Origin of the sequence: Aminobacter sp. HY435 (assembly GCF_027568395.1) — a bacterium.
Taxonomy (GTDB): Bacteria; Pseudomonadota; Alphaproteobacteria; order Rhizobiales; family Rhizobiaceae; genus Aminobacter.
The window spans coordinates 252790-276468 of sequence record NZ_JANKZL010000006.1; the positions used below are offsets into that span (position 1 = coordinate 252790).

The 23679-nt window shown below is 64.6% G+C and carries 28 protein-coding genes and 1 other RNA gene; 19 read left to right on the top strand and 10 right to left on the bottom strand.

The window, feature by feature from the left end; genetic code table 11:
- The first annotated feature begins 75 nt into the window (after positions 1–75).
- From purE to PCJ21_RS10605, 5 genes are all read left to right on the top strand, one after another.
- Positions 76–573, top strand: coding sequence for a 5-(carboxyamino)imidazole ribonucleotide mutase (purE, locus tag PCJ21_RS10585; RefSeq protein ID WP_269931360.1), 498 nt, complete (start codon positions 76–78; stop codon positions 571–573).
- Complete coding sequence (locus PCJ21_RS10590; protein ID WP_269931361.1) at positions 570–1652, top strand: 5-(carboxyamino)imidazole ribonucleotide synthase; 1083 nt, start codon at positions 570–572, stop codon at positions 1650–1652. The genes purE and PCJ21_RS10590 overlap by 4 nt, the downstream gene beginning before the upstream one ends.
- Before the next feature lie 258 nt (positions 1653–1910).
- Complete coding sequence (gene ykgO / locus PCJ21_RS10595) at positions 1911–2036, top strand: type B 50S ribosomal protein L36 (RefSeq protein WP_269931362.1); 126 nt, start codon at positions 1911–1913, stop codon at positions 2034–2036.
- 79 nt (positions 2037–2115) lie between these two features.
- Positions 2116–2697 carry a tetratricopeptide repeat protein gene (locus PCJ21_RS10600; RefSeq protein ID WP_269931363.1) on the top strand — a complete coding sequence of 194 codons (582 nt, stop codon included), beginning with the start codon at positions 2116–2118 and terminating at the stop codon, positions 2695–2697.
- 124 nt (positions 2698–2821) lie between these two features.
- Positions 2822–3871, top strand: a complete 1050-nt coding sequence (locus tag PCJ21_RS10605) for an alpha/beta fold hydrolase (protein ID WP_269931364.1) — start codon at positions 2822–2824, stop codon at positions 3869–3871.
- Positions 3872–3954: 83 nt separating this feature from the next.
- Here the strand turns inward: PCJ21_RS10605 and pyk are convergent, their stop codons facing one another.
- Positions 3955–5391 (bottom strand): pyruvate kinase, encoded by a 1437-nt coding sequence (gene pyk, locus PCJ21_RS10610; RefSeq protein WP_269931365.1) that lies wholly within the window; start codon positions 5389–5391, stop codon positions 3955–3957.
- Entirely contained in the window at positions 5388–5876 is a 489-nt protein-coding gene (locus tag PCJ21_RS10615) for a DUF1036 domain-containing protein (protein ID WP_269931366.1), read from the bottom strand. The genes pyk and PCJ21_RS10615 overlap by 4 nt, the downstream gene beginning before the upstream one ends.
- Positions 5877–6119: 243 nt before the next feature.
- On the opposite strand from PCJ21_RS10615, the gene PCJ21_RS10620 reads away from it, so the two are divergent.
- From PCJ21_RS10620 to PCJ21_RS10630, 3 genes are all read left to right on the top strand, one after another.
- A complete protein-coding gene (locus PCJ21_RS10620) occupies positions 6120–6917 on the top strand; it encodes an N-formylglutamate amidohydrolase (protein WP_269931367.1) in 798 nt (265 codons plus the stop codon).
- 11 nt (positions 6918–6928) lie between these two features.
- Complete coding sequence (locus PCJ21_RS10625) at positions 6929–7237, top strand: DUF1244 domain-containing protein (protein ID WP_269931368.1); 309 nt, start codon at positions 6929–6931, stop codon at positions 7235–7237.
- Positions 7238–7380: 143 nt separating this feature from the next.
- Positions 7381–7641 carry a DUF2312 domain-containing protein gene (locus PCJ21_RS10630; protein WP_269931369.1) on the top strand — a complete coding sequence of 87 codons (261 nt, stop codon included), beginning with the start codon at positions 7381–7383 and terminating at the stop codon, positions 7639–7641.
- A gap of 273 nt (positions 7642–7914) precedes the next feature.
- On the opposite strand, the gene PCJ21_RS10635 is transcribed toward PCJ21_RS10630, so the two are convergent.
- Entirely contained in the window at positions 7915–9372 is a 1458-nt protein-coding gene (locus PCJ21_RS10635) for an aminotransferase class V-fold PLP-dependent enzyme (RefSeq protein WP_269931370.1), read from the bottom strand.
- Between the two features lie 128 nt (positions 9373–9500).
- Here PCJ21_RS10635 and PCJ21_RS10640 point away from each other — a divergent pair, with 128 nt between their 5' ends.
- Positions 9501–9971, top strand: coding sequence for an Lrp/AsnC family transcriptional regulator (locus tag PCJ21_RS10640; protein WP_269931371.1), 471 nt, complete (start codon positions 9501–9503; stop codon positions 9969–9971).
- Between the two features lie 146 nt (positions 9972–10117).
- Complete coding sequence (locus tag PCJ21_RS10645; protein ID WP_269931372.1) at positions 10118–10471, top strand: hypothetical protein; 354 nt, start codon at positions 10118–10120, stop codon at positions 10469–10471.
- Here the strand turns inward: PCJ21_RS10645 and msrB are convergent.
- Both msrB and PCJ21_RS10655 read right to left on the bottom strand, forming a co-directional pair.
- Positions 10468–10869: a peptide-methionine (R)-S-oxide reductase MsrB gene (gene msrB, locus PCJ21_RS10650; RefSeq protein WP_269931373.1), complete on the bottom strand. Its 402-nt coding sequence runs from the start codon at positions 10867–10869 to the stop codon at positions 10468–10470. The two genes, PCJ21_RS10645 and msrB, sit on opposite strands and share 4 nt — an antisense overlap.
- 115 nt (positions 10870–10984) lie before the next feature.
- Entirely contained in the window at positions 10985–12175 is a 1191-nt protein-coding gene (locus tag PCJ21_RS10655) for a vWA domain-containing protein (protein WP_269931374.1), read from the bottom strand.
- Between the two features lie 231 nt (positions 12176–12406).
- On the opposite strand from PCJ21_RS10655, the gene PCJ21_RS10660 reads away from it, so the two are divergent.
- Entirely contained in the window at positions 12407–13486 is a 1080-nt protein-coding gene (locus PCJ21_RS10660; RefSeq protein WP_269931375.1) for a GH25 family lysozyme, read from the top strand.
- Between the two features lie 44 nt (positions 13487–13530).
- On the opposite strand, the gene PCJ21_RS10665 is transcribed toward PCJ21_RS10660, so the two are convergent.
- Positions 13531–13977, bottom strand: a complete 447-nt coding sequence (locus PCJ21_RS10665; protein WP_269931376.1) for a GNAT family N-acetyltransferase — start codon at positions 13975–13977, stop codon at positions 13531–13533.
- A gap of 277 nt (positions 13978–14254) precedes the next feature.
- Complete coding sequence (locus tag PCJ21_RS10670; protein WP_269931377.1) at positions 14255–15094, bottom strand: AAA family ATPase; 840 nt, start codon at positions 15092–15094, stop codon at positions 14255–14257.
- A 138-nt stretch (positions 15095–15232) separates the two neighbouring features.
- On the opposite strand from PCJ21_RS10670, the gene ssrS reads away from it, so the two are divergent.
- From ssrS to PCJ21_RS10690, 4 genes are all read left to right on the top strand, one after another.
- Positions 15233–15388, top strand: a non-coding RNA gene (gene ssrS, locus PCJ21_RS10675) — 6S RNA.
- 115 nt (positions 15389–15503) lie between these two features.
- Positions 15504–16091, top strand: coding sequence for a 5-formyltetrahydrofolate cyclo-ligase (locus PCJ21_RS10680; RefSeq protein WP_269931378.1), 588 nt, complete (start codon positions 15504–15506; stop codon positions 16089–16091).
- An 8-nt stretch (positions 16092–16099) separates the two neighbouring features.
- Positions 16100–16924, top strand: a complete 825-nt coding sequence (locus tag PCJ21_RS10685; RefSeq protein ID WP_269931379.1) for a TIGR00282 family metallophosphoesterase — start codon at positions 16100–16102, stop codon at positions 16922–16924.
- Between the two features lie 111 nt (positions 16925–17035).
- Positions 17036–17797, top strand: a complete 762-nt coding sequence (locus PCJ21_RS10690) for a TerC family protein (RefSeq protein WP_269931380.1) — start codon at positions 17036–17038, stop codon at positions 17795–17797.
- A gap of 228 nt (positions 17798–18025) precedes the next feature.
- On the opposite strand, the gene PCJ21_RS10695 is transcribed toward PCJ21_RS10690, so the two are convergent.
- Positions 18026–18832, bottom strand: a complete 807-nt coding sequence (locus PCJ21_RS10695) for an MBL fold metallo-hydrolase (protein ID WP_269931381.1) — start codon at positions 18830–18832, stop codon at positions 18026–18028.
- 166 nt (positions 18833–18998) lie between these two features.
- Here PCJ21_RS10695 and PCJ21_RS10700 point away from each other — a divergent pair, with 166 nt between their 5' ends.
- From PCJ21_RS10700 to PCJ21_RS10710, 3 genes are all read left to right on the top strand, one after another.
- Positions 18999–19748: a YebC/PmpR family DNA-binding transcriptional regulator gene (locus PCJ21_RS10700; RefSeq protein WP_269931382.1), complete on the top strand. Its 750-nt coding sequence runs from the start codon at positions 18999–19001 to the stop codon at positions 19746–19748.
- Positions 19749–19987: 239 nt separating this feature from the next.
- Entirely contained in the window at positions 19988–20299 is a 312-nt protein-coding gene (locus PCJ21_RS10705; protein ID WP_269931383.1) for a SelT/SelW/SelH family protein, read from the top strand.
- A gap of 96 nt (positions 20300–20395) precedes the next feature.
- The gene (locus PCJ21_RS10710; RefSeq protein ID WP_269931384.1) at positions 20396–21472 is read left to right on the top strand and encodes a D-alanine--D-alanine ligase family protein; all 1077 of its coding nucleotides are present in this window, start codon (positions 20396–20398) and stop codon (positions 21470–21472) included.
- Between the two features lie 137 nt (positions 21473–21609).
- Here the strand turns inward: PCJ21_RS10710 and PCJ21_RS10715 are convergent, their stop codons facing one another.
- Together PCJ21_RS10715 and PCJ21_RS10720 are read right to left on the bottom strand one after the other, a co-directional pair.
- Positions 21610–22098: an anthrone oxygenase family protein gene (locus PCJ21_RS10715; protein ID WP_269931385.1), complete on the bottom strand. Its 489-nt coding sequence runs from the start codon at positions 22096–22098 to the stop codon at positions 21610–21612.
- The gene (locus tag PCJ21_RS10720) at positions 22095–22937 is read right to left on the bottom strand and encodes an SDR family oxidoreductase (protein WP_269931386.1); all 843 of its coding nucleotides are present in this window, start codon (positions 22935–22937) and stop codon (positions 22095–22097) included. Before PCJ21_RS10720 ends, PCJ21_RS10715 begins: the two co-directional genes overlap by 4 nt.
- Positions 22938–23032: 95 nt before the next feature.
- Between PCJ21_RS10720 and PCJ21_RS10725 the strand changes: the two genes are divergently transcribed.
- The gene (locus PCJ21_RS10725) at positions 23033–23656 is read left to right on the top strand and encodes a TetR/AcrR family transcriptional regulator (RefSeq protein WP_269931387.1); all 624 of its coding nucleotides are present in this window, start codon (positions 23033–23035) and stop codon (positions 23654–23656) included.
- Positions 23657–23679: the final 23 nt, after the last annotated feature.

Below are 23679 nucleotides of genomic sequence, written 5' to 3' on the forward strand. Positions count from 1 at the left end.
GGGCAAGCTGCCGCCTTGGTTGCGGTCGCGCTGCATTTCCGTTATGCGCAGGCCTTGCAAGCAGGGATGCCGCGCATGAGCAAAGACAGAGCAGACGTCGCCATCATCATGGGCAGCCAGTCCGACTGGGCAACCATGCGACACGCCGCCGATTTGCTCGAAATGCTGGGCATCCCTTTCGACGCCCGCATCGTTTCCGCCCACCGCACGCCTGACCGGCTCTACGACTTCGCCAAGGGCGCCAAGGCGGAAGGCTTCCGTGTCATCATCGCCGGCGCCGGCGGGGCTGCCCATCTCCCCGGCATGACCGCCGCCATGACCTCGCTGCCGGTGTTCGGCGTGCCGGTGGAATCGAAGGCGCTGTCGGGCCAGGATTCGCTGCTCTCCATTGTCCAGATGCCAGCCGGCATTCCCGTCGGCACGCTTGCCATCGGCAAGGCCGGGGCGGCCAACGCCGCCCTGCTTGCCGCAGCCGTTCTGGCTCTTTCCGACGACGCCCTGGCGACAAGACTCGACGAGTGGCGCGCCGCCCAGACCGCCAAGGTCGCCGAAAAGCCAACGGACGACGCGTGACCGCCCCCCTTCCCCTCGGATCGACGATCGGCATCATCGGCGGTGGCCAGCTCGGCCGCATGCTTGCCATGGCTGCGGCCCGCCTCGGCTACCGCACGGTGGTGCTGGAACCGCAGGTCGATTGCCCGGCCGCCCAGGTCGCCAACGGCCAGATCGTCGCCGCCTACGACGACCCCGCAGCCCTCGACGAACTCGCCAGCGCCAGCGCTGTCGTCACCTATGAATTCGAAAACGTGCCCGTGGTGGCCGCAGCGCACCTGGCGCGCTCGGTGGCCGTCTATCCGCCGGCGCGCGCGCTCGAAGTCGCCCAGGACCGGGTGGCCGAAAAGACCTTCCTGAACGGCATCGGCATCGCCACGGCTGATTTCCGCGCCGTTGAAAACGACGAGGAACTCGCCGCCGCCCTGCATGCCTTCGATGGCAGCGGCATCCTCAAGACCCGGCGCATGGGCTATGACGGCAAGGGCCAGATGGTCTTCCGCAACATGACGTCGGGCGGCTTCGACGGCGCCTGTTCGTCGCTTGGAAATGTGCCGCTGATTCTCGAATCCTTCGTGCCCTTCGAACGCGAGATCTCGATCATCGCCGCGCGTGGCGTCGACGGCGCCGTCGCGGCGTTCGATCCGGCGGAAAACATCCACCGCAACGGCATCCTCGCCAGTTCGTCCGTGCCGGCGGCGGCAGGCGAATCGACCGCCCTGGCCGCGCGCGATGCGGCGCGCAGGATCCTCGATGCGCTGGACTATGTCGGGGTGATCGGCGTCGAGTTCTTCGTCATGGCCGACGGCTCGCTGCTGGCCAACGAGATTGCCCCACGCGTCCACAATTCCGGCCACTGGACCGAGGCGGCTTGCGTCGTGTCGCAGTTCGAGCAGCATATTCGCGCAGTCGCGGGACTGCCGCTCGGCGACGCCAACCGGCATTCGGACTGCGTCATGGAGAACCTGATCGGCGACGACATCGACAAGGTGCCGGCACTGCTCGCCGAGCAGGATGTCGCGATGCATCTCTATGGCAAGGCCGAAGCGCGGCCGGGCCGCAAGATGGGCCATTTCACGCGCATATCGCCGCGCCGGTAAGCGCACCTGTGCGGCGATAGCCTTTGGCGTCCCGCTCTTTGCACTCATGCTTGCGGGACCTGAGGCCGGCAAGCGCTCCCCGCGCGCCTCAAACGGCTGCGTCGAGAACAGATAGATGAATCAATCCGCAGCCTTAGTGCTGCCCGCGGTTGACTGGCAAAGACTCCTCGTCTATGAGCCTCTCACACAAATTGGGCGCGCCTTCGGGCTTGCCTTTCAGTTCGGCCCGGACATGGGCCCATCCAACGGGTCGGTAACATGAAGATCAAGAATTCGCTCAAGGCGCTCAAGGGTCGCCACCGGGAAAACCAGCTGGTCCGCCGCAAGGGCCGCATCTACATCATCAACAAGACCGCCCCGCGCTACAAGGCTCGCCAGGGCTGATGCAGACCCGGCCGCTCGCGGCCGGCGCATCACGGCAATTTCAGTTTGACGTTCCCATGCGAGGGTCTAGACTTTTCGCATGAGGAACGTTTTTGCCGTTTTTGCCGTGATTTTCATCGCATGCCAGCTGCCCCTTCCGGCTTTCGCCCAGAATACGGGCAAGCCGGTCGAGGCCAAGGTTGAAAATCGCCTCGACACGCTTTTCGGCACGCTGAAGCGCGAGCGAAACGAGAAGGCCGCCGAGCGAATCGCTGGCAACATCTGGGCCGAGTGGAACAAGTCCGGCAGCGCCTCCATCGATGCGATGATGCTGTGGTCGCAACAGGCGCTTGAAGCCAAGAAGTTCGACGTCGCGCTCGATTTCCTCGATCAGGTCGTCACGCTTCAGCCCGGCTACGCCGAGGGCTGGAACCGTCGCGCCACCGTCCATTTCATGATGCGCAACTACCGCAAGTCGATGGCCGACATCGAGCACACCCTCGAACTCGAACCACGCCATTTCGGCGCCATTTCCGGAATGGCGCAGATCATGGCCGGCGCCGGGCGCGACCAGCTGGCGCTGCAGGCCTGGCAGCGCGTGCTCGACATCTATCCGATGATGCGCAACGCCCAGAACGAGGTGTCGCGGCTGTCGGAAGAGCTTGCGGGCGAAGGCATTTGAAGCAGCTAATGGTGATCAGTTAGGCCGCGCGCCGTCAGTGCGGCCTGCGCTGGCGTTGTTCTTTGTCACTACTCGCTATTCACTGTTCGCCTTCCCGCCCTGCTCCCTCACCCGCCCCGGCTGCATGAACATCCTCATCCTTGTCCTGGTACTGCTGATTGCGATCGTCCTTGCCCTCACCGGTCTCACCCAGGCCGCCGCCTGGCTGATCGAGCGCGGCAACGCGCCAGTAGGCGACTTCACCGACATCGACGGCGCAAGAATCCACTACGTCCATGTGCCGGCCGGAAGCGGAGCGGATCTGCCGCCGCTGGTCTTCATCCACGGCGCCAGCGCCAATCTGAAGGACCAGATGCTGCCGCTCAGGCCGTTGTTCGAAGGCCGCGCCGAGATGCTGTTCTTCGACCGCCCAGGCCACGGCTGGTCGGGGCGCGGCGACGGCAACAACGAGACACAGAAAGCGCAAGCCGCGACGATCGCTGCTCTTATGGACAGGCTCGGTATCCGGGACGCTATCATCGTTGGGCATTCGTTCGGCGGCTCGATCGCGGCGGCCTTTGCCCTGGAACATCCTCACAAGACGCGCGGCCTGCTGTTCCTGTCGGCGGCGACGCACCCTTGGCCGGGCGGCGACACCTCCTGGTACTACAGCCTGAGCGCCAGGCCGGTGGTCGGCCGGCTGTTTGCGGCAATGGTTGCCAATCCGGTCGGGCTCATGCGCATCGCCGCGGCGACGACCTGCGTGTTCTCGCCCAACAAGGTGCCCGATAGCTATGTCGACGAAGCGTCGATCAAGCTGGTGCTGCGCCCAAGGGCCTTCCGCGCCAACGCGATCGACGTCGAAGGACTGTACCGGCAGGTTCTGGCGACCGCGCCGCGCTATCACGAGATCAAGGCGGCGACGGTGGTGATTTCGGGCGACGAGGATACGGTCGTCTACGAGGAGATCCACTCCATCGGCCTCGCCCGCGACATTCCAGGCGCCGAGTTGGTGTGGGTCCACAACCTCGGCCACAAGCCGGACTGGGTTGCCCCCGATCTGGTGCTGGCGGCCGTCGAGAAGCTGGCCGGCACGGACCGCGACCTGCGGGCCGCCGCGCAAGCGGTCGAGGCCCGCATTGCCAATGATGCCTACGGCACGGATGTGTGCGTGAACGAGAAGGCGCCGATCTAGGGGAGTAGGGCAGTAGAGAGCCAGGCGCGTGGACGGCCGGAGCCGCCTGTTGCCCTACTCCCCTACTGCCTTGATCCCGTAACTTACCTGCTGCCCTTGCCCTCGGGCCCGACATAGGCGATGCGCAGCATGTTGGTCGACCCGGGCGTCCTCAGCGGCACGCCGGCCGTGATGATGACGCGGTCGCCTTCACCGGCAAAACCTTCGTGGAAGGCCAGGCGGCAGGCGCGATCGACCATGTCGTCGAGGTCGGCGGCATCGGGCGACACCACGCAATGCGTGCCCCACAGCAGCGACAGGCGACGCGCCGTGGCGAGGATCGGCGACAGCGCGATGATCGGCACCTGCGGCCGCTCGCGCGCGGCGCGCAGGCCGGTGGCGCCCGAGGCGGTGTAGGTGATGATCGCCGACAGCTTCAGCGTTTCGGCGATCTCGCGCGCCGCGAGCGAAATCGCGTCGGCGCCGGTCGCTTCCGGCTGCGAGCGCTGGGCGTTGATGATGCCCGGATAGGTCGGGTCCTTCTCGACCCGCTGGGCGATGCGGTCCATGGTTGCGACCGACTCGACCGGATACTGGCCAGCGGCCGATTCGGCCGACAGCATGATGGCGTCGGCGCCTTCGAACACGGCGGTCGCCACGTCGGAGACCTCGGCGCGGGTCGGCACGGGTGCTGTGATCATCGATTCCAGCATCTGGGTTGCGACCACGACCGGCTTGCCGGCGCGGCGCGCGGCGCGCGTGATCTGCTTCTGGATGCCAGGCACCGCCTCGATCGGCATTTCGACGCCGAGATCGCCTCGGGCGACCATCAGGGCATCGGACAGCTCGATGATTTCGGCAAGGCGTGCGACAGCCTGCGGCTTTTCGATCTTGGACAGCAAAAGCGCGCGGCCCTGCGCGATCTTGCGCGCTTCGGCCAGATCCTCGGGACGCTGGATGAACGACAGCGCGACCCAGTCGACGCCGGTCTCGAGCACCGCGTCGAGGTCCCTGCGGTCCTTCTCGGTCAGCGCGCCGACCGGCAGGTCGGTGTCGGGCAGGCTGACGCCCTTCTTGTCGGAAATCTTGGTGCCGGCGACGACCTTGCAGACGATCGACTTGCCGTCGGTCTTGGTAGCCCTGAGCTCGAGCTTGCCGTCGTCGATCAGCAGGCGATGGCCTTCCTGCACCGACTTGAGGATCTCGGGATGCGGCAGGTGCACGCGGCTCGACGTGCCAAGCTCGGGATTGTCGTCGAGGGTGAAGGTCTGGCCGACCTTCAGCTCTTCGTTGCCGTTGGCGAACTTGCCGACGCGGAGCTTGGGGCCCTGCAGGTCGGCCAGGATGCCGATCGGACGCCCGACCGCTTCTTCGACGCTGCGGATACGGCCGACCAGGGTGCGCATCGACTCGTGGTCGGTGTGGCTCATATTGATGCGGAAGACGTCGGCGCCCGCATCGAAGAGCTTTCGGATCATCGCCTCGTCGTTGGAGGCGGGTCCGAGTGTTGCGAGTATCTTGACCTTCCGGCTGCGTCTCATTGACCGTTCGTTCCCGAGGCGGCTGTGGCGCCGCCCGTTGCGGGCTCGTCGGTGAGCTGGACCATCCAGTTCGCCTGTTCGCCCGTGTCGTATTCCTGGAAGCCGGCGCGCTGAAATCCGCGCGCTACGCAGTCGGTGACGCCGGCGATCTTGAACTCTTTTTCAGCCACGCACATGGTGATCGGGCCATCCCAGCGGCCGCCGCGCTCGGCATCTTCCGCATAGAGATAATAAAACCTCGATGACAGCGGCCCTTCGATCAGCGTCTTGCAGGTCGAGCCTTCTATGTGCCACCAGCCTTCGGTGATCCAGCCGGCCTTGGCGCGGTAGCCAATGCCGACTCCGACAAGGCTCTGGGTCGCATTGCAGACCCTGAAGTCGGCCCTTGCGGGCGTCGCCGCGACGGCTGCAAGTAGCGGAACCGAGAGAAACAGAACAACCGTTGCGAAGGCTGAGCGTATGCGCGGCCCTCCTCCGAGTCCCATTTCAAAGCCCCTCTTCGACGTGTTCTGCATTTTCAGGTGCCCCTTTTCGGCAATGTCCACGCGCATGTCAACGCGCGGTGCGGCGCTTATCCAATCGATTTAGATGCGCGCGGCCGGCGTGATTTGCTGCCCACTCTGGCATATTCGAAAAAAGGTTGGCAAAACAACGGCGTTAGCACATATCCCCACATCAGCGACGGCCACGGCGCCGCGTCGACCCCAGCGAAGGACAAATTGCCGCCGATGACGCGAACCGCTGTTTTTGCTCCCTTCGAGATCATCGAAGGCGACCGCAAGCGAGGCATCGTGCTGCTTTGCGACCACGCCCGACGCGAACTCCCCGAGGAATACGGCGATCTCGGCTTGCCGCCGGCCGAATTCGACCGCCACATCGCCTATGACATCGGCGCCGAGCAGGTGACGCGCAAGCTGGCCGCCATCATGGGCCTGCCGGCGGTCCTGGCGAACTTTTCGCGCCTGCTGATCGACCCCAACCGCGGCGAGGACGACCCGACCCTGATCCGCCAACTCTATGACGGCTCGGTCATTCCCGGCAACTATCCGATGTCGCAGGACGAGCGCGAACGCCGGCTCGAAAAATTCTACCGGCCCTATCACGACGCGGTTGGCGCCATGATTTCCTCTGTTCACAAGCAGTCGGCCAGTTCGCCCCTGATCCTGTCGATCCACTCCTTCACCCCTGTCATGCAGGGACGCTCCCGGCCATGGCATGCCGGCGTGCTCTGGGACATGGACCATCGCGCCGCCTGGCCGCTGATCGAATTGCTGGCCACCGATCCCGAACTCGTCGTCGGCGACAACGAACCCTACGATGGCGCCTTGCGCGGCGACACCATGTTCAAGCACTGCATCGTCAACGGCTTTGCCCATGCCTTGCTCGAGATTCGCCAGGACCTCATTGGCGACGACGCCGGGACGACAGCCTGGGCTCAGCGGCTGGCTCCAATCGTTGACGCCATCGACCGGCGCCCCGATATACATGAGGTCAGGCAATTCGGCTCGCGCACCGGGCCGCCGTGATGGAGATGAAAATGGCCGAACTCACCGAGGCGCAGCAGCGCGAATTCGAGGCGGCCGCGTTTCGCCGTCTGCTGGAGCACCTGCGCGAACGCAGCGACGTGCAGAACATCGACATGATGGGGCTCGCCGGCTTTTGCCGCAACTGCCTGTCCAACTGGTATCGCGACGCCGCCGACGCCGCCGGCGTGGAGCTGTCCAAGGAAGCAGCGCGAGAGATCGTCTACGGCATGCCCTATGCGGAATGGCAGGCGAAACACCAGCGCGAAGCGACCGACGCCCAGAAGGCTGCCTTCGAGGCCAACCGCCCGAAGGATCATTGAATCTGCGGCGCAGTGTCAGCTGCGCCGTCGCGTCCCCTTGACCCTCCCTGCTGCATAAGGCATCGAACCGCCGAAATCACCTTGGCGCGCCCGAGTCGCGTCAATCCCCAGTCACATGCCCAGTCACAGATGCGGAGTGCCCCATGGCCGACGAAATCACCGAGACCAGCCAGACTGTTGCCGCAGGCCAGTTGCGCGCCTTCATCGAGCGCATCGAGCGCCTTGAGGAAGAAAAGAAGACCATTTCCGACGACATCAAGGACGTCTACGCCGAAGCCAAGGGTACAGGCTTCGACACCAAGGCGCTACGCACCCTGATCCGCCTGCGCAAGCAGGACCAGGCCGAGCGCGACGAGGCAGAGGCGATCCTCGACCTCTACAAGGCCGCCCTCGGCATGACCTGAGATCGTTTCGATCGCCCATGTAAGACGCCGGCAGCGATGCCGGCGTTTTCATTTGTGCCGGCGTCCGAGGCCTCAGGCATTCTCCAGCCGGACCGGCCCGGTCTGCGGCGCGTCAGGGCCAGCTCGCGGCCCCGAGGCGCAAACGATGTTCCATGACGCTCGGCTTGGGGGGCAGCCAGGAGCGAAATATCAAGCGTTCATGGCAAACAAAAACCGAACTCAATGCAAGCGATGGATGGTACATGCTCTCGCATCGCGCTCAAGGCGATGTTGCTAGGCCACCGCCATTTCGGCCTCGCGCGGGAAGAAGATGGCCCGGGCCGGATCGAAGTCGTAATGACCTTCGTAGCGCGGCGCATCGCCAGCCAGCTGCGCCACCGAAGCCAGGATGAAGGCGATCTTCTCCTCGCACAGCAGCACGCTGAAATTAAGCCTGACGAAGCCGGGCTTCTTCATTTCTTCGCCGGCCTTGATCGCCGCGCGCATGGCTTCCGATTCCTCGGCGTCGATGCCGAGCAGGCGATGGACATAGGGTCCGGCACAGGCACAGCCGCCGCGCGCCTGGATGCCGAAGCGGTCGCTCAGCATGCGGGTGACGAGTTGCTGGTGGACGTAGCCGCCCTTGCCGTCCCTGACCCGGAACGAGAAGATCGGTAGCCGCGCCACGTCGGGCGAACCCAGCAATTCCAGCCGGTCGACGCCGCGCCAGGCAGCCAGCGCCCGGCGAGTGAGTTCGGCATTGCGCGCCTGCATTGCCTCGACACCCAGCGCATCCTTGACCAGGAAGGCGAGCGCGGCGCGGATGTCACCGACGACGTTGGGCGTGCCGGCTTCCTCGCGCGCCTCGATGTTGTCGCTGTAGTCGTGGGCGGTGGGCGAGACGAACTTGACCGTGCCGCCGCCCGGCCAGGACGGCTTGACGGTGACAACCGCATCGCGGCGGACGATCAGCACGCCCGAGGCGCCCGGGCCACCGATGAACTTGTGCGGCGAGACGACGAGCGCGTCGATCTCGACGCCGTCGGCAGGCGTCATGGCGACCGGCAGGTAGGGCCCGGCGCCGGCATAGTCCCAGACGGCCTTGGCGCCTGCGGCCTTGATGCGACGGGTGACAGCGGCGACATCGGTGATGTTGCCGGTGACGTTGGACGCAGCCGAGAAGGCACACACCGTGAGATCCGCCGGCACGGCGAGCGCTGTATCGAGTGCCGCGAGATCGGGGCCGCCGTCAGCGCATTCGGCGATCTCGACCACCTCGGCGCCGCTCTCGCGCCAGGGCAGGATATTGGAGTGATGCTCGTAGGGGCCGATGATGACGCGGACGCGCTTGCCCGCGGCGACACCGTCGGCAACGCCGAGCAGCTTGACCAGACGGTTGAGGCCGGCCGTGGCGCCCGAGCCGGCGAAGATCACCGCATGATCCCCGGTCGCGCCGCAGCAGCCGGCGATCGCGGCCCGCGCCTCGCGGCGCAGCCGGGTCATGAAGCCGCCACAGTAGGACGCCTCTGTGTGGCTGTTGGCGTAGTAGGGAAGAACCTCGTCGAGGATGAAACGTTCGATCTGCATCAACGCGCGGCCGGAGGCGACATAGTCGGCATAGACAAGCGCCTTCGCGCCGAACGGGCCTTCGATCCGGGCGCTCTGGCCAACCAGCCCGGCCTGCAGCGCGGCAACCGTGTCGCCGTCGAGGCTCAGCCTGAAACCCTGCAGCAAACCGGCGGTGGCGTTCATGTTCGCGCTCCTCTGACTGCGAAACTCTTCCAAATCGGAATGAGCGAGGAGTCTAATCGTTATTCAGCGAAGAAACTTCATCGTTTTCTCGCGACAGACCGCCAGATTTGTGTCATTTGATCGCCAAGATGGAAAAGATAGATGAAATTGATCGCAAGATCCTGTCATGCCTGCAGAAGGACGGCTCGATCTCGCAGCGTGATTTGGCCGAACGTGTCGGACTGTCGCAGAACGCCTGCTGGCGGCGGCTGCAGCGGCTGAACACCACCGGCCTGATCCGCGGGACTCACGCCGACATCGACATGGCCGCCCTCGGCTACGACCTGACCGTCTTCGTCATGATCCGGACACGCCACCATTCCAAGGAATGGGCCGACGATTTCCGCAAGCATGTCGATCGCCTTCCCGAAGTGATCGACTTCTACCGCATCGGCGGCGACTGGGACTATCTGATCAAGGTGGTGGCCCGGGGTATGTCCGGCTACGATGCCTTCTACCAGAAACTCATCACCAATTTCGACCTGGCGACGGTGACCGGCTTCTTCTCGATGGAGGCGATCATCGACAACCGCGCCGCCGACCTGAACCGTCTGAAGTAGCCCAGGCGCCCAATCGTTCACGGTATTGGCAGGTGAAGCGTTCGTCCGACTTGTAAAGACGATCCGGATGATGCCCTATTTACCTGCTAGAATGGCATGGAGCGCGAGCCGCGGGGCGGTTCGTTGCGAAGGTGAAGAGGTCGGGCATGAGCAGTGCGGGACAATTCCACCCTTCAGGCAATACCGGAATCGGACAAGGCGGCCTGGCGGCGTTCTTCTCGCGCCGCTGGCACGGCGAGGTGCCGCTCAGCCAGCTGTTCTGGTGGGACATGGTGGTGATCGGCAGCATCATCAACGTCGCCACCACGATCATCGCGCTGTTGATCCTGGCGGCGAAGATGTCGGCCCTGCTGGCCGTCGCCGTGCATCTGGTGCCGCTGCCCTATAATCTGTTTCTCTATGGCAGCGTGTTGCGCACGGCCGACCTGACCGAGAGCCCCAACGCCAACGCGATGAAGGTGGGCGCCACGATCTGGATCATTCTCGCAAGCCTGCTTTAGGCCGGCTTGAAGTTCAGCGCCACGCCATTGATGCAATAGCGCAGGCCGGTGGGCGGCGGACCGTCAGGGAAGACGTGGCCGAGATGGCTGCCGCAACGCGAGCAATGGCACTCCGTCCGCACCATGCCGTAGCTGCGGTCGACGGTGGTTTCGACCGAACCTTCGACCGGATCGTTGAAGCTCGGCCAGCCGGTGCCGCTTTCGAACTTCAGCTTGGCCTCGAACAGGGGCTGGTCGCAGCCGGCGCAGGTGAAGGTGCCGGCGCGCTTTTCGTGGAGCAGCGCGCAGCTGCCCGGCCGCTCGGTGCCGTGGTGGCGCATCACCTGGTATTGCTCGGGCGTCAGCATCTGGCGCCATTCGGCGTCGGTGCGGGTGACAGGGTAGGTCTTGGCGTCCATTCTGGGGTCTCCCGGACTTTTCTGGTCCATCGTGGTCTTCGCACAGATAGTTACGAGAGGCGCCGCCTGACAGGGCATCACTTCATGGTGAGCCAGTACGGCGCCGCGCCTTGAGTTAGTGCTTCCGCGACAGCTGCCTGGTTGCTGCCTCGAGCCCGGCCAGCGTCAGCGGGTACATGCGGTTGGCGAAAATCTCCGAAATCATTTTGATCGAGCTGGTGTAGCCCCAGTGCTTTTCCTGCGTCGGGTTGAGCCAGACGGCGTTAGGCCACTGTTCGAGCAGGCGGCGCAGCCAAACCGCACCCGGTTCGGGGTTCCAGTGCTCGACCGAACCGCCGGCATAGGCGATCTCGTAGGGGCTCATCGAGGCATCGCCGACAAAGATCACCTTGTAGTCGTGGCCGTATTTGTGGAGCACGTCGAGCGTCGCGATGACCTCGGCATGACGGCGGCGGTTGTCCTTCCACACGCCTTCATAGAGGCAGTTGTGGAAGTAGAAATATTCGAGCTGGCGGAACTCGACGCGCGCCGCCGAGAACAGCTCCTCCACCACCTTGATGTGGTCGTCCATCGAGCCGCCGACGTCGAAGAACATCAGGAGCTTCACCGCATTGCGCCGCTCGGGCCGTGTCTTGACGTCGAGATAGCCATGGTCGGCGGTGGCGTGGATGGTGCCGGGAAGGTCCAGCTCTTCCTCGGCGCCCTCGCGCACCCAGCGGCGCAGGCGCTTGAGCGCCACCTTGATGTTGCGCGTGCCGAGCTCGACGGAGTCGTCGAAATTCTTGAACTCGCGCTTGTCCCAGACTTTTACCGCGCGGCGATGGCGGCTCGTCTCCTGGCCGATGCGCACGCCCTCGGGATTGTAGCCATAGGCGCCGAAGGGCGAGGTGCCAGCGGTGCCGATCCACTTGGAGCCGCCCTGGTGGCGGCCCTTCTGCTCCTCCAACCGCTGCCTGAGCGTTTCCATCAGCTTTTCGAAGCCGCCGAGCGACTCGACCAGTTTTTTCTCCTCATCGCTGAGGGTCTTTTCGGCAAGCCGGCGCAGCCACTCCTCGGGGATGTTGGCGACGTCGACGCCGCCCTCGCCGGAGATCGCCTCGACGCCCTTGAAGTAGCGGGAGAAAACCTGGTCGAACCGGTCGATGTGGCGCTCGTCCTTCACCAGCGCTGCACGGGCGAGATAATAAAAGCCCTCGACGTCATAGCTGACGAGATCGGCGTCGAGCCCTTCGAGGAGGGTCAAATATTCGCGCAGCGACACCGGAACCTTGGCCGCCTTGAGTTCGAGAAAGAAGGGTATGAACATGCGGGCACTGTGCTTTCATGCGGGCCAGCAGGCAAGCCCGGCCAACGATGCCGCGTCCACGTGGCATCCAGCCGTGGGGAGCAGCTTTTCGGCACGCTTGCAACACTTGAAGTCTATTAAAGTAAAAATCGGATTCAGTCTTTTTTGGTAATTTCCCGTTAGCAATTGCCGTCAATGGGCAAACGGGGGCAAGTCTGCCTCCGATCCGAATTGTCTAGCGTACGGGTTCCAATGCGTTTCTCAGCGGCATCAGCGATCGTTCTCGCCAGCCTGGCTCTGTCCGGCTGCACCTCGAGCATGGGGCTCAGCGACATCATGTCGTCTGCCCCGTCGAAGGAAACGACGGCCTCGGTCGCCCGTCCGGCAAGCCCCATCCCGCAGGCCGAGATCACCGCCGCAGCACCCGTCGCGCCCATGCAGGCCGCCATGGCGCCCATGCCGCGAGCCAACGTGCTGGTCGCGCCGGTGCCGTCCGGGATCGTCACCGAGGAGCCGGTGCAGATGGCGATGGCGGCACCTCGCATCGAACTCGACAACGTGCCCACGCCCGACGCCAAGCCGATCGCGCTGATAGCGCCTTCCAACCCGATGAAGGCAACACCCTTCGCGCCCGGCCAGATCTATGGCCGCCGCTTCCGCGACGCCAAGCCGATCAATTTCGGCAAGGCCATGTCGCCCAAGAATTTCGCCGTCCACGGCGTCGACGTCTCGCGCTGGCAGGGCGACATCGACTGGCCGAAGCTGCGCACGCAGGGCGCCAACTTCGCCTACATCAAGGCCACCGACGGCGGCGACCATCTCGACCCGATGTTCAAGAAGAACTGGCGCGCGGCCGAGGCCGCCGGCCTGAAGCGCGGCGCCTACCACTTCTTCTACTGGTGCCGCACCGCCGGCGAGCAGGCCGAATGGTTCATCCGCAACGTGCCCAAGGTTCCAGGCGCGCTGCCGCCGGTCATCGACGTCGAATACAACGGCGAATCGAGCTGCAAGCGCCGTCACAGCCCGGAGAAGATCCGCGAGAAGATGCAGGTCTTCATGGACAAGCTCGAGCGCCACTACGGCCAGCGCCCGGTCATCTACACCGCGCCCGACTTCTACAAGGACAACCTGCGCGGCCACTTCCAGAACTATCCGTTCTGGCTGCGCGCCGTGGCCGAGCCTCCGTCCAAGGTCTATCCGGGCCGCAACTGGGTGTTCTGGCAGTATTCGGGTTCAGGCCTGTCGCACGGCGTCGACGGCAAGATCGACCTCAATGTCTTCCGCGGTAACGAAGCCCAGTGGCGTCAGTGGGTGGAGCGCACAGCGGGCTGAGCTTTCGGCGGCGTAGCAGGCGATCCGGGAGATCGCCTGTCGCCTCAGAGCAGATCGTATTCGATGAAGCCGGTGCGCCGGGCGACGCGGTCGTAGAGCTTGCGCGCGGTGGCGTTGGTCTCGTGGGTCATCCAGTAGACATTGGTGACGCCGATCGCCGCCGCCTGCTGCCTTACCGCGTCTATGAGGGCGGCACCGACGCCCTTGCCACGCGCGGCCGGGTCGGAAAACAGGTCCTGCAGATAGCAGTTGTTGGCCTCCGACCAGCCCGAGCGGTGGTAGAGGTAATGCGTCAGCCCGACCGCCTTGCCGTCGACGATGGCGATGAACCCCTTGGGCTCGAACTCGCCCTCGGTGAACAGTCGCTTCCAGGCAAGCTGGTAGATGTTTTCGGGCAGCACCGTGTTGTAAAAATCGAGATAGGCAGTCCACAACCGGCGCCACTCGGCATGGTCGGCGAACTGAAGCGGGCGAATAGTGATTTCGGTCATGGCGTTTGCTTTTCCGTGATTGCGTCGGCTGCGGGGAAACTGCCCGAGCATTGCCATCCGGCCAACGGTCCACAGCGTGGAAATGCGCTGGCCGGGAGTTGTGGCCTGCCCCTGCACCCCCACCCCTAACCCCTCCCCACAAGGGGGAGGGGAATTTTCCCGCACCACCCGCCAAATTCGTTCCCCAGCGCTCGTGGTGGCAAGGGGCATCTGCAGGTTCCCCTCCCCCTTGTGGGGAGGGGTTAGGGGTGGGGGTGCCTTCAATGGGCTCGTCGGATCACCCCTGCCGCCGCGCCAAGAACGCCAGGCGCTCGAACAGGTGCACGTCCTGCTCGTTCTTGAGCAGCGCGCCATGCAGCTTGGGCAAGGCGTTCTTGGGGTCGGCGCGCAGGTCCTCCGGTGCGACATCGTCGGCAACGAGCAGGCGAATCCAGTCGAGCGCTTCGGAAGTCGACGGCTTCTTCTTGAGACCGGCAACCTCCCGGATCTCGTAGAACTGGGTCAGCGCCGCGCGCACCAGGTTCTGCTTGATGCCGGGATAATGGACCTCGACGATCTTGTGCAGCGTCTCGACGTCGGGGAAGCGGATGTAGTGGAAGAAGCAGCGGCGCAGGAAGGCGTCCGGCAATTCCTTCTCGTTGTTCGAGGTGATGATGACGATCGGCCGGACATCGGCGCGAACCGTCTCGCCGGTCTCGTAGACGAAGAACTCCATGCGATCGAGTTCCTGCAGCAGGTCGTTGGGGAACTCGATGTCGGCCTTGTCGATCTCGTCGATCAAAAGCACGACCTTCCTGCCGGCGGCAAACGCATCCCACAGCTTGCCGCGCTTGATATAGTTCCTGATGTCGTTGAAGCGGCTGTCGCCAAGCTGGCTGTCGCGCAGCCGCGACACCGCGTCATACTCGTAGAGCCCCTGTTGCGCCTTGGTCGTCGACTTGACGTTCCACTCGATCATCTCGAGGCCGAGGCCTGCGGCCACCTGGCGGGCAAGCTCGGTCTTGCCGGTGCCGGGCTCGCCCTTGACCAAAAGCGGCCGCTCCAGCGCGATCGCCGCGTTGACCGCCACCATCAGATCCTTGTCGGCGACATAGGCCGCCGTTCCTTCAAAACGCATGCGTAACTCCCAATTCGTCGGCGCAGACACTAGGCAGGTGCGGGCCGAGGAGCAAGGTCGCGCCCGGGCCGCAAATATCGTTGCACGGACGGTCGCATTGCCATGGCGCATCGCGGCCGCAGGGCCTATATTGGGCATGACGGTCTGCGCCTCGCGGCAGGAGAGCATTTTCCCCGGGGCCTTAACGATCCTTAGGGAGCTGTCCCTGGGAAGACCCGTGGGTTTTTCCATACGGCGCCCACCTACTTTGTAGGTCTCCGGGATCGACTTCTTCACCGGTTGCGTGGATCGTCACCTCCCCACCCGGATAAAACCTGCCTACCCACGCCCTTAAAGCGGCGACTTCTGCGTTGCCGTTGCGACAGCCGATGTGCCAAACACTTGTTACGACAGGAGAATGGGGCACGGCATGACCTCTCACCGTGAGATCAAGAAGCAATTGCGCAAGGAAGCGCTGGCCCGGCGCGACGCGCTCGACCAGTTCTGGCGCATCGAGGCGGCGCTGGAGATGGCCGAGACGGCGCGCGACAATCTCCAGTTCGAGCCCGGCACGGTCGTCTCCGGCTTCTGGCCGATGCGCTCGGAGGTCGACGTACGGCCGATGATGTTTGCACTGCGCGAGCATGGGGCGCGGCTCTGCCTGCCGGCGATCCTCGACAAGACCACCATTGTCTTTCGCGAACTGGTACGCGGCGCGCCGATGGTCGACATGGGCTTCGGCACGGTCGGCCCGCACGAAGAGGCCGAGGTTCTTGACCCGGCCATCATGCTCGTGCCGCTGGCCGCCTTCGACAGGCGCGGCCACCGCATCGGCTACGGCGCTGGCTACTACGACCGCGCGATCTCGAGGCTGCAGGACAAGGGAATCGAACCGAGACTGATCGGCATCGCCTTCGACTGCCAGGAGGTCGAGCGCGTTCCGGACGAAAACCATGACGTCATCATCCCCGAAATACTGACCGAAAGCGGGTTGCGCAGCTTCGTCCCTGAATTGTAGATGACGTCATGAGACTTCTTTTTCTTGGCGACATGGTGGGCAAGGCTGGGCGCACAGCGGTGTGGAACCAGCTGCCCGGCCTGATTTCGGATTTCCGGCTCGATTTTGTCATCGTCAACGGCGAGAACGCCGCCGGCGGCTTCGGCATCACCGAGGAGATCTTTCGCGAAACCTTGAATGCCGGCGCCGACGTGGTGACCACGGGCAACCACGTCTGGGACCAGCGCGAGGCCCTGGCGTTTGCGCCGCGCGAAGAACGTTTCCTGCGCCCCGCGAATTTTCCCAAGGGCACGCCCGGACGCGGTTCGGGCGTCTACATCGCCAGGAACGGCGCACGCGTGCTGGTCTCCAACATCATGGGCCGGGTGTTCATGCATCCCGAGCTCGACGATCCGTTCCAGGCCGGCGAACGCGAACTGGCCGCCTGCCCGCTTGGCGAGCAGGCCGATGCGGTGGTCATCGACTTCCACGCCGAGGCGACGAGCGAAAAGATGTGCTTTGCGCATTTCGTCGACGGCCGCGCCAGCCTGGTCGTCGGCACGCACACCCACCAGCCGACCGCCGACCACCAGATCCTCAATGGCGGCACCGCCTACCTGACCGACGCCGGCATGTGCGGCGACTACGATTCCTCGCTCGGCATGGACAAGGAGGAGCCGCTCAACCGCTTCCTGTCGAAGGTGCCGAAGGGCCGCTTCGAGGCCGCCAACGGGCAGGCGACGATCTGCGGCGTCGGCCTCGATATCTCCGACCGCACCGGCCTCGCCGAACGGATTGCTCCGTTGCGCCGCGGTCCGCGCCTCGAAGAAACTTTCCCATCTTTCTGGTCCTGACATTGACGAGGGGCCAGTGGATACCTACTTGCCCGCGACACGTCAGCAGATGTTAGAGCGGCCCCGCGCGGCCGCTCGATTGTTATCCAGAAGGACAACGGGGACACCAAGATGATCGAATTCCTTGCGCCGTATTTCACCTTCGTCAACGATCCGACCGCATGGATAGCGCTGCTGACGCTGATCGCGCTGGAAGTCGTGCTCGGCATCGACAACCTGATCTTCATTTCGATCCTGACCAACAAGTTGCCGGAACACCAGCGCGCCAAGGCGCGCCGCCTCGGCATTTCGGCGGCACTGGTCATGCGCCTTGTGCTGCTGGCTACGATTTCCTTCATCGTCGCGCTGACGGCACCCGTCTTCACCGCCTTCGGCCACGGCTTCTCGTGGCGTGACCTGATCCTGATCGCCGGCGGCCTGTTCCTGGTGTGGAAGGCGACCAAGGAAATCCACCATTCGGTCGACCCCGAGGATCACAAGGACGAGATCGTATCGCGCACGCTGCAGCTCTCGATGGGCGCGGCGATTTTCCAGATCCTGCTGCTCGACCTGGTGTTTTCGATCGACTCGATCATCACCGCCGTCGGCATGACCGACGAGATCGGCATCATGTACATCGCCGTCATCGTCGCCGTCTCGGTGATGATGCTGGCCGCCACCCCGCTCGCCAACTTCATCGAGAAGAACCCGACCATCGTCATGCTGGCGCTGGGCTTCCTGTTGATGATCGGCATGACGCTGATCGCCGACGGCTTCGGCTACCACGTGCCCAAGGGCTACATCTATGCCGCGATGGGCTTCTCGGCCCTTGTCGAAGGTCTGAACATGCTGCAGCGCAATCGCCGCAAGCAACATCGGGCCGACAGCCACTGACCACCCAGACAACGGCGAACCGCAAGGTTCGCCGTTTTCGCATCCGGGCCTATTCCGGGCGCCGCATTTTGGGCCAGGCTCTCATACACCGCCCGAGCCATTTCTTCTCGACGCAGCGGCGTGAGGCGGGCATTCTTGTGGATGTTCATTCGGACCCTCCGGAGAGTGCTGCAGCTTGGTAACTCCAGTCTCCTCGGACCGAATGGACAACCTCCTGAAAGCTCACATCTAGACGCCGTTGAGCACGACGATCGTCGGGCGGTTCGGCAGCGACCTGATCGAGACCGCGACGGAACGACTGTCGCGGAACTCGACGGCGAAACCGTCGCCCATCATGCCGGTGAACTCGCCGATGTCAGTCGAATGCCGGTGCATCGGCAGGATCATCGAGGAATACAGCCTGCTGGTGATTTCGGTCATGGCATCGATCGACAGCGTCATGCCGCCGTCGATCGGCACCATGACGACGTCGAGCCTGCCGATGGCGCCGTAATGCGCATCTTCGAGGCGATGGTGCAGGTGGCCGAGATGGCCGATGCACAGGCCTGCGACCTCGAAGATGAAGATCGAGTTTCCGCCCGCTTCCATGGCGCCGAAGCGCCTGATGTCGGTCGGCACGTTGCGAATGTAGACGTCGTCGACCACCAGCGCATGCTTGGCTGCCCCTCCTTCCGGGTTCCAGCCGCGCAGCACGTGCTCGATGCCCTTGTCGGGAAAGTCGGTGTAGTGCGTGCGATGCGCCTTGTTCATGGTGGCGACGCGCGGCAGCGGCTCCGCGCCATAGACGCCGCTGAAATCGGTAGCGATGCGCACGCCGCCGGGCGTTTCGATGACATAGGTCGAGTGGCCGGCATAGGTGATGGTCACCTCGCCATCGACGAAGGTTTGCGCCGGCATGAAGCTGGCGTAGGTGACCTCGGGCAAGGACTGGGCGATGGCCATGCATTTGCTGGGTACCGGATCGTCGGCGGCGCGCGCGGGCGTGCCCTGGCAGATCACAACAGCGAAGCAGGCGGCGAGCAGGCGAAGGGGCATCGCGGTCTCGTGCGTTCGAGGCGTCGCCGCACTATCTCAGCTGCCAGCTGCCACGCGGAGTCACGTTTTCGCGAGTGCTGAAAAGCCTGAAGTCTGGACGTATTGAGCCGATTTATCTATAACGCGGCCCATTCCAATCTCGCCAAAGCGACAAAACAGGGGTCCCATGGCCGGCCATTCACAATTCAAGAACATCATGCACCGCAAGGGCCGCCAGGACGCGGTGCGTTCCAAGATGTTCTCCAAGCTCGCGCGTGAAATCACCGTTGCAGCAAAGACCGGCGTGCCCGACCCCTCGATGAACCCGCGCCTTCGCCTGGCTGTCCAGAACGCCAAGGCCGTGTCGATGCCCAAGGACAACATCGCCCGCGCCATTTCCAAGGCGTCGATGGGCGATGCCGAAAACTACGAAGAAGTGCGCTACGAGGGCTACGGCCCGGGCGGAATCGCGCTGATCGTCGAGGCGCTGACCGACAACCGCAACCGCACCGCGTCCAACGTTCGCGCCGCCTTCACCAAATCCGGCGGCGCGCTCGGCGAAACCGGCTCGGTGTCGTTCATGTGGGACCGCGTCGGCGAGATCGTCTATGACGCCAAGGTCGGCAGCGCCGACAAGGTCATGGATGCCGCCATCGAGGCCGGCGCCGACGACGTGCAGTCCGACGAGGACGGCCACACCATCACCTGCGCCTTCGAAAACCTCTCCGAAGTGTCCAAAGCGCTCGAAGCCTCGCTCGGCGACGCCGAGTCTGTGAAGATCATCTGGAAGCCGCAGAACAACGTGCCGGTCGACGAAGAACGCGCCCAGTCGCTGATGAAGCTGGTCGGCACGCTCGAAGACGACGACGACGTCCAGAACGTCTACGCCAACTTCGAAGTCGACGAAGCGACACTGGCCAAGCTCAGCGCGGCTTGACCTTTGAACGCCCCGGCTACGTCGGGGCGTTTTCGTTTGACGCCTTTTTTGTTCTGCGTCCTTCGAGGCTCGCCCGTTGGGCGAGCACCTCAGGATGAGGACCGTGGCAGCCGGCATGATGATCTGGCGCTGTCACTGGCCTGAACATTGAACCGTGGAGGGGCGACACCGTCCTTCCTCATCCTGAGGTGCCCGCGAAGCGGGCCTCGAAGGACGCACCACTCAGCTCCGGGTTGCCCATGACCGACGCCCCCTTGCCCCAGATCCGCATCACCTACTGCACCCAGTGCATGTGGCTGCTGCGCGCCGGCTGGATGGCGCAGGAGCTTTTGTCGACCTTCGGCGCCGAGCTGGGCGAGGTGACGCTGGTGCCGGGCACCGGCGGCATCTTCACGGTGACCTGCAACGACAAGCTGATCTGGGACCGCAAGCGCGACGGCGGCTTTCCCGATGCGGCCCAGCTCAAGCAGCTGGTGCGCGATGTAATCGACCCCGAGCGCGATCTCGGCCATTCCGACCGCAAGGGACATAAGGCAAAGGCGCAGGGCTGAAACACCGCCGCAACGCCCGGAAGTTGCCACACATAAGCTGGAATCGCCCGCCACCCGTGGCCCGAGGAGCGGCAGGCCGGACAATTGGGAGAACGCATGACCTCGCGACCACGCATTGCAGTCCTTTTCGGCGGGCGCTCCGCCGAGCACGACGTTTCCATCATGTCCGCAAGCAATGTGGTGAAGGCGATCGACGCGTCCCGATACGAGGTCGTGCCGATAGGCATCGCCCGCGACGGCCGCTGGTTCCTCGCCGAACTCGACCGTGACGGCGCGCTGCCCAAGTCCGTGCCGACCGATAGCGCCGAGGTGGCGCTGGTGCCCGGCGGCAAGGGCCGGCTGGTCGCCCTGCCCCCGCACGAGGCGCCGTTCGAATTGCCGAAGGTCGACGTGCTGTTTCCAGTGCTGCACGGACCATTCGGCGAGGACGGCGCGGTGCAGGGCCTAGCCGAGGTCGTCGACATCGCCTATGTCGGCTCCGGCGTGCTGGGTTCGGCCAACGCCATGGACAAGGACACGGCCAAGCGGCTGATGAAGGAAGCCGGCCTGCCAGTGGCACGCGGAATCACCGTGCATGTTGGCCAGGCACCGGGTTTCGAAACAATAAAAACGGCGCTCGGCCTGCCCGTTTTCGTCAAGCCGGCGCGGCAAGGTTCGTCGGTCGGCGTCAGCAAGGCCGAAACGCCGGCGCAGCTGGAGACGGCCCTGGCCGAGGCCTTCAGGCACGACCGCAAGGTGCTGATCGAGGAGTTCATCGCCGGCCGCGAGGTCGAGTTCGCGGTGCTCGAAGCGCCCGACGGATCGCTGTCCGTCTCGGTGCCGGGCGAGATCGTGCCGGCGGCGAGCCACGGCTTCTACACCTACGAGGCCAAGTACATCGATGCCGATGGCGCTGCGCTGCGCATTCCGGCCGAGCTGCCGCAAGGCGCCATCGCCAGGCTGCAGGAAATCGCCCGCGGCGCTTTCCTGGCGCTGGGTTGCGAAAGCATGGCGCGCGTCGACTTCTTCGTGAGGGCGGACGGCTCGGCGCTGGTCAACGAGGTCAACACCATCCCCGGCTTCACCAACATCAGCATGTATCCGAAGACGATGGCGGCCTCGGGCGTTTCGTATCCCGATCTCGTCGACCGGCTGATCGAGCACGCCGTGGCGCGCTGGAAGCGCCAGGCTTGAGGGACAAGAAAGGCCGGGGCTGCCCCGGCCTTTTTCTTGGAGCGTTTCCGCTTTTCCTCGAATCGCGAAAACGCTCCATCTCCTTGTTTTGACGCAATTCCGGCGGAAAACCGCGTCACACTTTTCCTGGAATTGCTCTAGGCGGCGCGCACAAGCGCCATGACGAAGGCGCCGAGCGAGCCCATGCAGGCGGCTGTGCGAACATGGTTCCACGGCAGCCATTCCTTGAGATAGCGCGCCCACATCGCGGCCCCATCGGCACTTGCGGGATCGACGGCGGCGAGCGCGTCGTTGAGCGGCACGTTGAAGACCAGCGTCACCGCAAGGCAGCCGAGCAGATAGGCGACGCTGCCGGCGAGCAGCCAGGCCGCGCCGGGTTCGCTCCAGCCGAAGACCGCCTTGGCCGCGAGAGCCAGAGACAGCACCGCCAGCCCCATGAACACGACCATGAAGGCCGGGTTGATGATGGTCAGGTTGATCTGCTGCATGGCGGCGATGCCCTGTGCCGCCGGCAGCCTGGCAAACGACGCCATGATCGTGTTCGAGAAGATGAAGAACAACCCGGCGGCAAGGCCGCTGCCGATCACGGCGAGGAAGGTGAGCGCGGGAAACATTGTGGCGATCATTTTGTCTCTCCCCAGGCACCCGATGCGGCAGCTGCGGTGGCGTAGTCGCGAAAGTCCCGCGCACGACGACCAAGTCCCCGTTCGACGCCGTCGCCGAGATGGGCGTTGCGCCCGTCGAGCACTTCGGTGAACAGCATCGTCAGCAGCGCATTCAGGTCCGGCGGCAGCCCTTCGGCGACCAGTCCTGCCTCGAAATCGGCGGGCGTGATCTCGGTGAAGCGGATATCCCGGCCGCTGGCGGCGGCAATTTCGGCAACGGCGTCACGGAAGCTGAGCAGACGCGGACCTGTGAGTTCGTAGAGCTGGCCGATATGGCGGTCGTCGGTGAACGCAGCGACGGCCGCATCGGCGATGTCGTCGGCATCGACGAACGGCTCGCCGACGTCGCCGACCGGCAAGGCGACCTCGCCGGAGAGCACCATGTCGCGCATGAAGCTTTCGCTGAAGTTCTGGGCGAACCAGCTGCAGCGCAGAACCGTCCACTGGGCGCCCGAGGCGATGACCGCCTGTTCGGCGCGCTGGGCTTCGGGCTCGCCACGACCGGACAGCAGGACCAGGCGCTTGACGCCCCTGCTGACTGCAAGCCGGGCGAACTCGCCGACGGTCTCGGCCGCGCCCGGTGCGGCGAGATCAGGATGGTAGGCGATGTAGGCGGCGCGCACGCCTTCAAGTGCCTCGGCCCAGGACGAGCGGTCGTCCCAGCCGAAGGCGGGCATGGCTTTGCGCGAGCCGATGCGGACCGGCAGGCCTTGGGCCGCAAGCTGCTCGGCGATACGGCGGCCGGTCTTGCCGGTGCCGCCGAGGATGAGGAATGGAGCATTCGCATTCTCAGACTGCATCTTGGCCTCCAACATAACGTGAGCAATACTCACATTTGCAAATGTGATAAACCCTCATATTATGGCCGTCAAGCGGAATCGCGGTGGGCCTGGACATGGACAAGACCGAAGAGAGCGGCGCGCTGCGCCGGGCGCCGAGCCAGAAGCGCAGCCAGGAGCGGGTCGAGCGCATGCTGCGGGCCGCCACCGCCCTGATCGAGGAAAGCGGCAGCGATGCCATGCGCATGGGCGAGGTGGCCGAGCGCGCCGGCGTCTCGATCGGCTCGCTCTACCAATACTTTCCCGACAAGGGCGCCATCGTGCGCACGCTGGCCGAGCGCTACAACGCCGAGGGCCGCGCCTGCATCGCCGACGGGCTGGCAGGCGTGCGCGACGTGGATGGCTTGCTCCAGGCCTTCGGCGGGCTGGTCGACACCTATTACGGCATCTTCCTGGCCGAACCGGTGATGCGCGACATCTGGTCGGGCACGCAGGCCGACAAGGCGCTGCGCGACATCGACCTGCGCGACTCCAGGACCAACGGCGCGCTCCTGGCCGAGGCCTGGCACCGCGTCATGCCGGGCGTCGATACTGGCGAGGTCGAGCGCAAGGCGTTCCTGATCATGTCGCTGGGCGAGGCGGCGATGCGGCTGGCGATCTCGGTCGAGCGGGCGGAGGGCGATGCGCTGGTGGCCGACTACAAGGCGATGGCGCTGCGGGAGATCGCGGCGATTGGCTAAGCGCGGCTACCTGGCCAGCTTTG